Source organism: Piscinibacter sp. (assembly GCF_050175855.1).
Taxonomy (GTDB): Bacteria; Pseudomonadota; Gammaproteobacteria; order Burkholderiales; family Burkholderiaceae_C; genus Piscinibacter.
The window spans coordinates 1-7287 of sequence record NZ_JBFXIO010000263.1 but is presented as its reverse complement, the minus strand read 5'-3'; the positions used below and the strand labels follow the sequence as shown (position 1 = coordinate 7287).

Here is a 7287-nt window from a genome sequence, read left to right as displayed (position 1 = left end):
GGTGGCCAGGCTGGCGCGCACCAGTCCCAGAGCGGCCTGCACCGACGTTGCGGTGCGTTGGGGATCGTCTGGGTACAGCAGTGGAGCCCGCACGGCAGCTTCACCCCAGATGCCGGCCACGATGATGACCGCATACAGCACGCCGGCCAGAGTAGCCTTTCCGCGCAGGTCGGGGGTAAGGGTGGTGGTCGCCGTCACAGCACAGTGCCTCGGTGGGCGCCCAGCGTAGGGCGGCCAGCGGGTCGCCCGGGTTCGAGGCGTGGACGAGGTGCAGCAGCAGCTTGCTGCTGCAGCGGCGCTGACTGTCCTGCGGCGACCGAGACCAGCACCACCAGCGCGCCGAATATCTGCACTGGCGTCAGGGACTGGTCCAGCAGCGCCCAGCCGATGCCCACGGCTACTATCGGGCTGAGCAGCGCCAGCAGCGAGACCGGCCCTGGACCCAGCCTGGCGATGCCGCGGAACCACAGGAAGTACGTCACCGCAGCGCCAACCAAACCTAGGTACAGCAGGCCTCCAACATGCGCGGGCTTCAGTGCGGGCAGCGCCGGCTCCATCAGCATGGCCAACGGGAGCAAGACAAAGCCGCCCGCGGCCAGTTGCCAAGCAGTGAAGGTAAGGGGTGCGGCGCCCCACTGCCATTTGCGGCTGAGCACGGTGCCGGCCGCCATCGCCGCAGCACTGCCGAAGCCTGCGGCAAGCCCCAGCGGATCGAGGGCTGCCGAAGGCGCCAGCACTAGCAAGCCCACACCCACCGCACCAACCACCGCCGACGCCACGGAGGCCGCGTGCAGCGGCGTGCCCAGCCAACCTCTGGCCAGCAACAAGACCAGCAGCGCCTGCGATGAGCCCAGCGTGGCAGCGACGCCGCCGGGCAGACGCTGCGCAGCCACGAACAGCAGCGACCAGAACAAGGCAAAGTTCAGGGTGCCCAAGAGCACGACGCGGCCCAGGTGGCGCCGCGGCGGCAGTTGCCGCACCAGTGCCAACAGCAGCAGGCCAGCCGGCAGCGCGCGCAGCATTGCCAGCGTCAAGGGATCGACGCCGGGCAGCCACTCGGTGGTGACATAGTACGTACTGCCCCACACAGCGGGGGCCAGCGCAGTCAGCAGCAGATCGGTGGTGCGGGTCATGGCTGACGCTCCTCGGTCTGGGCCTCGCGGCGCTCCAGGGCCGGCCGGATGCAGACGCGGTCAATGTGGGCCTGCACCTGCTCGCGCAGCTCTGCCAGCGAACCGCTGCGCAACCAGCCGCCGGTCTCGCGCACATAGACGGATGGCACCTGGCGCACCTGCATCTGTTGTGCCAGTGCACGATCTGCCGCCACCGCCTGCCGCGTGCGGGGATCGGACAGGCCCCGGCGAAAAGCCTCAGCGTCGAAGCCGGCCGCCGAGGCGACATCGACCAGCACCTCGGCATCGGCCACGCTGCGCGCTTGCGAGATATGGGCTGCTTGCAGGGCGTCGAACAGTCGCCAGTGGCCGTCGTGCCCGTCCAATCGCTGCGCTACCTGGCATGCCTGTGCGGCTGGCAGGCCATGCGGGTAGTCGAACGGTGCAGCTCGCATCCGTGCAACTGCAAACGCCTCGGGCGTGTCGCTGGCCGCTGCACAGGCTGCCCAGTGGCCGAGGATGGTGGTCTTGGCCGCTGCGGGCGATCCGAACACCTCGGTCATGCGGTCCTGGCTGTCCTGCAGCACAAAGGTCCGGTGCCGCACGTCCAGGGGAAACTCGCCCGCAAGCCTATGCAGCCGCGGTGACAGGTTGAAGCACCAGCCGCACACCACGTCGTGGAAGAAGTCCAGCGTCAGGATCGGTCCGCGGTCCATCATGCAGCCTCCGCCAGGTGCCGGGCGGGTGCCGCGGCGGTGAGGGTAGCGGCAACCTGCGCCACATGCCGTCCCTGGAAGCGGGCCCCATCCAGATCGGTGTCGGTGGGCCGACGCGAGCCGTCAGCGCCCGCTATGGTGCCGGCGCCGTAAGGCGAGCCGCCGACGATGAGGTCGCTGCGCGTCTGTGCGCCGAAGGTGTACGGCATGCCGACGATCACCATGCCGAAGTGGAGCATCGGCACCAGCGTGGACAGCACTGCCATTTCATGTCCGCCATGCTGGCTGCCGGTGGAGGTAAACACCGCCCCCACCTTGCCCGCCAACGCGTTGCGTGCCCACAGTCCGCCAGCCTGATCGATGAACTGCTTGACCGCGCCGGCCATGGTGCCGAAATGCGTGGGCGTGCCCAAGATGATGGCGTCGTAGTCTGTCAGGTCAGCAACGGCGATCTCGGGCGTGTCATCGGCCTGGAAGCCGGCGCGTTCGCGCACGGCCTGAGGCACCGTCTCGGGAATGCGGCGAACGTCCACGCGGGTGCGGGGCACGCTGGCTGCGCCTTCGGCCTGGGCTTGGGCGAGCGCCTTCACATGGCCGTAGCTGGAATAGTAAAGAACGAGAATGCGGGTCATGGGATCCTCTCGAGATGGGTGAATGCAGGCCTCGAAGGATGCCCAGCCAGACGGCGGGGAAACAGCGGCCCGCGCCACAATCACTCTTTACTGAGATCGAACAAAGTCAGGCGGAGCACGCGCGTTGCAGTGCTTGTTGCGCGGCGCAGTCGATAAGGCGTTGACTGCCCCGGTTGGGTCTCTGCCGCGCGGGTACGCCAGATCAGTCCGAGGTCAGCACCCTACGCAGGTACTCGACAAAGGCCGACACCTTGGCGTCCGCGCCTCGACGCGACGCGGTGACGGCGTACACATGCCGGGCCGGCAATTCGAGCTGCGGCAACACGCGCACCAGCCGACCGGCGGACACGGCTGGCTTAGACAGAAAGTCCGGCAGGGCGCCGATGCCATGGCCAGCGGCCACCAGGTCACGCAGCACCAGGCTGCTGCCCACCTTCAGGCGTGCGTGGTGCGCAACGGTGACCATGCCCTCGGGGCCTTGCAGTGTCCAGGCCGACGCATCGTCCGCATGAAGGTAGGCGACTGCCGGATGTGAGGCCAAGTCGCGCGGTGTCTGTGGCGTTCCGTGACGTGACAGGTGGGCCGGCGCTGCGAACAGAGCTTGCCGCACCGGTGCGAGCTCACGCGCGATCAGTGCCGAATCGGGCAACGAGGAACGCGCGCGGATCACCAGGTCATGGCCACCTTCGATCAAGTCGACGACACGATCGTCGAAGCTCAGTGTCAGCTCGATCTCCGGGTGCCGAGCGAGGAACGCCGGAAGCAGCGGCGACAACACGGTGACGCCGAATGAATGAGGTGCGTTCACGCTCAACGGCCCGCTGATGCGGCCGGCGGCCCCGCGCATTTCGTCTTCGGTCTGTGTGATGTCGGCCAGGATGCGTTGCACATGGGCGTAGTACAGCCGCCCATGCTCGGTCAGAGACATGCGCCGCGTTGTGCGGGCGAGCAGCGCGCAGCCGAGGTGCTTCTCGAGCAGCTTGAGGTCGCGGCTCAGCATCGCAGGCGATACATCCAAGTCCTCAGCCGCTCTTGCGAAGCTGCCTCGCTCCACGATTCGGCAGAAGGCCCGCATGACGGAAAGTCGATCCACCAGCGCTCCTGACACTCGAGCGTCCAGCTCAAGCAAGTAGGGACTCTTGAAATTTTCGCATGCGAGGAACTGCGCTGACAGGGCAGCCGCGAGCGACCGACGGCAGCCGCATCAAGGCCACCGATCACTTCTGATGGTCTGGTTCACTCGCATCGCCGCCGATCGGGCCGATTGGCTCGTCGGGCGACTGTTCAATGTCACTCAGCGTGAATGCAACTGAAGGCGATCAACGTCGTCGGCAACCGCCGCACTGCCGGCATTGGTGTCGCATCGTAGGCCGCCACTGAGGGTCAGCCAGCGACAGCAGGGTGAGCGACTTTACCGCCGGAAAGCCGACCCGCAAGTTGACCGGCCGGATAGCTGACATCCGCGGGCGACAGTGGTCGCTGCAGAGCAGCCTTCAGACTGAGGTTATGTCCCGCGTCACAGCTTTGTGCGCCTGCGAAGCAGTTGGGAGACCGGCCCATGCTCATCTACGCGAAAGGACCGGTTACGCCTGATTGGCGGGTCGTAGATAATGAGCCAATAGTCAGTCATGGCGGTGCTTTAGTCGGATACGACTTTGTTGTTGGGTTGCCCGATGTCAGGCCTAAACGGCCATCGCAAAGTACGACTTTCGGTTGAGAGGAACGTCGCAAGAGAGTCGCAAGTCCGCGTGCCGACTCACTGGGCAACTACGACTTTTTTATCACCAAACACTCTACTGCGGTGAGGCGGCCGGCGAGCGCAAGTGCACCGGCTTCAAGTGGTCGGCCGGCTGCACGGCGGCGCCCCAGGGCGGGCACACGCACGCGTCGAGAAACTCGGAGGCAGGTTGGTGTGGCCTCGACCGGCTCTACTGCGCGGTTTCAGCCGGTCCGGCCTCCGCGCATCAGCCAGGCCGTGATCCAGGGACTGGCCCAACGGCCGATGCGCCAGGTCAAGGTCACCCAGGTCATCAGGCCAGCGGTGCGGGCAGGGCGTTGAACGCTGGCACGCCGCCTGCGAAGCCATCGGCGAGTTGCGACCAGTGTGACCAGGGCTGCGCCGGTACGCTGCACCAGCGGGTCGGCGAGCCAGGTTCGCAGCTGGATGACGCGCAGCGTCACCCCGTCGGCAAAGCCCGCCAGTTCGCGCACAGCGCCGGCGGCGTGCGGGCGCAGCAGCGTGGAGGCGGCGATCAGGTCGGCCTTGCGCCGCTCCCGCGCACGGATTCGAGCGTTCATCGGAGGGCGTCGTCGTCGAGGGCCTCGGCGTCGCGGCGCAGTTCACCGACGCTCGCGCTCAGCAAGGTCGAGCCACCTGCCCGCATTCTCGCGAGCCTCCAGCCCGCCAGCGCCGACAGCGCGGCGAACACCACCGCAATGCTCGCCAGCACGGCCCAGCGCGGCTGCGTGTCCCAGAGCAGCACGGTGAGCGTCAAGGCCAGGAAGACGAGGCCGAACGCGACCGACAGCGCGGCGAACACCGTCCAGAACAGGAGCCCGGCCAGGCGCTCCTTTTCTTCCTGCACCTCGATGGCCAGGAGCTCCAGCCGGATGCGGCCGAGGCGAAGCAGCGACGCCCCCAGTCGCCGCGCTGCGGCGCCCGGGCCGAGGTGATCGGCCACGGTTGGCCCGTCAGCGGCGCCCGATCAGAACACCGATGGCCAGTCCCACCGCAGCGGCGGCGCCAACCATCTGCCAGGGGTGCTCGTGAACGTACTCGTCGGTGGCTTTGGCGGCGTCCTTGGCGCGCGCGACGGCGGCGCGCTGGGCATTCGACAACGTGTCCGTCGCCTCGCCGAGCCGATCGCGGATGCGGGCGCGCAGTGCCGTGGCTTCGCCTTCGGCCTTGGTGGCCGTCGCGTTGACCAGTGCGTCGATGTCTTCCATCACCTTCGCGAAATCGGCGTTCAAGCGTTCCTTGGCCATCGTCGTGTCGTTCATGGGCTTTCTCCGTCGTTGTGCCCGGCATGGGTGGGGGGCCGCAGCGCACGATCACCCACCTCGGGCGGTTGCTCGAGGACCGAGTCAGGTGGACTCTCAGCCCGGGGCATGGTTCCATCCGCGGCAGATGGCGTTCGTCAGGGCGGGCCCGGCCTGTGTGGCCGGGCCGCTGCGCGAGTTCCCTAGCGGCTGCTGAGCGCCGGCTCGGTCGCGAACTCCGCGCGGATCGCCACCCCGTCCGCGTCCAGCGCCGGCGCCTCGGCGAACTCAGCGCCTTCCCATTCCACGCCCCAGGGCGAGGCCGGTACCTCCACGCTGCGGCCGTGCACGCTCATGCGGCGCGTGCGCAGCTGCGGGTGCTCGATCAGGTCGTAGACGGAGTTGACGTTGCCGAAGGCGGTCTGCGCCTCGGTCAGGCGATCGACGATCGCGCCGCTGGCCTCGCTGCCGAAGACCTCCGCGACCACGCTGTCGACGAAGTCGCGGTTCGCCACGCGGGCGGCGTTGTTCGCGCAGCGCGGGTCCTGCAGCAGCTCGGGGCGGCGCAGCACCACGCGGCAGAAGTCGGCCCACTCGCGTTCGTTCTGGATCGAGATGACGATGTCGCGCCCATCGGCGCAGGTGAAGGCGCCGTAGGGCGCGATCGTCGGGTGCTTGAGGCCCACGCGCTCGGGCGCCTTGCCGCCGTAGCGGGCCTGCAGGTACGGCACCGCCATCAGCTCGGCGGCCGAGCCGAAAAGCGACACCTTCACCGCCGAGCCGCGGCCGGTGCGCTCGCGCTGCATCAGCGCCTGCTGGATGCCGATCAGCGCGTTCAGTCCGGCGTTGATGTCGCACAGGCTCACGCCGATGCGGCCGAGCGATTCCACACCCTGGCCGGGCGCGCCGCTGACCGACACCAGCCCGCTCTCGGCCTGCACCAACAGGTCGTAGGCCTTCTGCCCGACCTGCGGCCCGTCGTCGCCGTAGCCGCTGATGTCGCAGGTGATCAGGCGCGGGTGGCGCTTGCGCAGCGCGGCCGAGCCGATGCCCAGACGGTCGGTCGCGCCGGGGGCGAGGTTCTGGATGAAGACGTCGGCCTTCGCCATCAGCCGCTCGAGCAATGCCATGTCGTCGGCGTTCTTCACGTCCAGCGCGATCGACTCCTTGCCGCGATTGATCCACACCCAGTAGGAGGATTCGCCATGCACCGCGCGGTCGTAGCCGCGGGCGAAGTCGCCTTCCTGGCGCTCGATCTTGATGACGCGCGCGCCGGCATCGGCCAGGCGGCTGCTGCAGTAGGGTGCGGCCACGGCCTGCTCGAGCGCGACGACGAGAACGCCGTCGAGCGGGCGGCCGCCTTGGCGGGTATGGTGGGGTTCGGGGGCGAGCATGTCGTCTCCAGGGGTCAGGTCGGCGGGCATTGTCGAAAGCCTACGCTGTTCGCGTGCCGAGCCGTTCGCGTCGCTCGAGGAAGGCGAAGATCGCCAGGCCGAGCAGCAGCGATGCGGCGGCCGTTTGCAGCGACGCACTGAAGCCCTCCGCAGGGGTGGCGCTGCGCTGCACCCACTGGGCCACCAGCGGCGGCCCGGCGATCTGGCCGAGGCCGTAGGCGGCCGTCAGCAGACCGATGAGCGACGACGCGTTGTGGGGCGAGAGCCGCCGCGCCTCCTGCATCGCGAACAAGGTGATGGCCGTGAAGGGCAGCCCGAGCAACAGGCTGCCGAGCGCAATCCCTGCCAGGGTCGGCCACCAGACCGTCAGCAGCACCCCGGTGGCCTGCATGCCGTAGCAGGCCATCAGCAGGTGGCGGCGATCCCAGTGCACCGGCAGGCGCACCGTCAGCAG

Annotated in this window: 10 protein-coding genes; all 10 read right to left on the bottom strand. The window is 68.3% G+C overall.

The window, feature by feature from the left end:
* On the bottom strand, positions 1-198 hold a 198-nt coding region (locus AB7U92_RS18095; RefSeq protein ID WP_428580037.1), incomplete at its 3' end, for a DUF4386 family protein.
* The gene (locus tag AB7U92_RS18090; protein ID WP_428580035.1) at positions 195-1133 is read right to left on the bottom strand and encodes an EamA family transporter; all 939 of its coding nucleotides are present in this window, start codon (positions 1131-1133) and stop codon (positions 195-197) included. The genes AB7U92_RS18090 and AB7U92_RS18095, both read right to left, overlap by 4 nt.
* The gene (locus tag AB7U92_RS18085; RefSeq protein ID WP_428580033.1) at positions 1130-1828 is read right to left on the bottom strand and encodes a DsbA family oxidoreductase; all 699 of its coding nucleotides are present in this window, start codon (positions 1826-1828) and stop codon (positions 1130-1132) included. The genes AB7U92_RS18090 and AB7U92_RS18085 overlap by 4 nt, the downstream gene beginning before the upstream one ends.
* A complete protein-coding gene (wrbA, locus tag AB7U92_RS18080) occupies positions 1828-2460 on the bottom strand; it encodes an NAD(P)H:quinone oxidoreductase (protein ID WP_428580030.1) in 633 nt (210 codons plus the stop codon). Before wrbA ends, AB7U92_RS18085 begins: the two co-directional genes overlap by 1 nt.
* A 202-nt stretch (positions 2461-2662) precedes the next feature.
* Complete coding sequence (locus AB7U92_RS18075) at positions 2663-3553, bottom strand: LysR substrate-binding domain-containing protein (protein WP_428580027.1); 891 nt, start codon at positions 3551-3553, stop codon at positions 2663-2665.
* Between the two features lie 848 nt (positions 3554-4401).
* Entirely contained in the window at positions 4402-4758 is a 357-nt protein-coding gene (locus tag AB7U92_RS18070) for a hypothetical protein (protein WP_428580025.1), read from the bottom strand.
* Positions 4755-5141: a phage holin family protein gene (locus AB7U92_RS18065; protein ID WP_428580022.1), complete on the bottom strand. Its 387-nt coding sequence runs from the start codon at positions 5139-5141 to the stop codon at positions 4755-4757. Before AB7U92_RS18065 ends, AB7U92_RS18070 begins: the two co-directional genes overlap by 4 nt.
* A gap of 10 nt (positions 5142-5151) precedes the next feature.
* Positions 5152-5460, bottom strand: a complete 309-nt coding sequence (locus AB7U92_RS18060; RefSeq protein ID WP_428580019.1) for a DUF883 family protein — start codon at positions 5458-5460, stop codon at positions 5152-5154.
* Between the two features lie 182 nt (positions 5461-5642).
* A complete protein-coding gene (locus tag AB7U92_RS18055) occupies positions 5643-6833 on the bottom strand; it encodes a CaiB/BaiF CoA transferase family protein (RefSeq protein ID WP_428580016.1) in 1191 nt (396 codons plus the stop codon).
* Between the two features lie 40 nt (positions 6834-6873).
* Positions 6874-7287, bottom strand: a 414-nt coding sequence (locus AB7U92_RS18050) for a YbfB/YjiJ family MFS transporter (RefSeq protein ID WP_428580013.1), incomplete at its 5' end; no start/stop codon positions are given.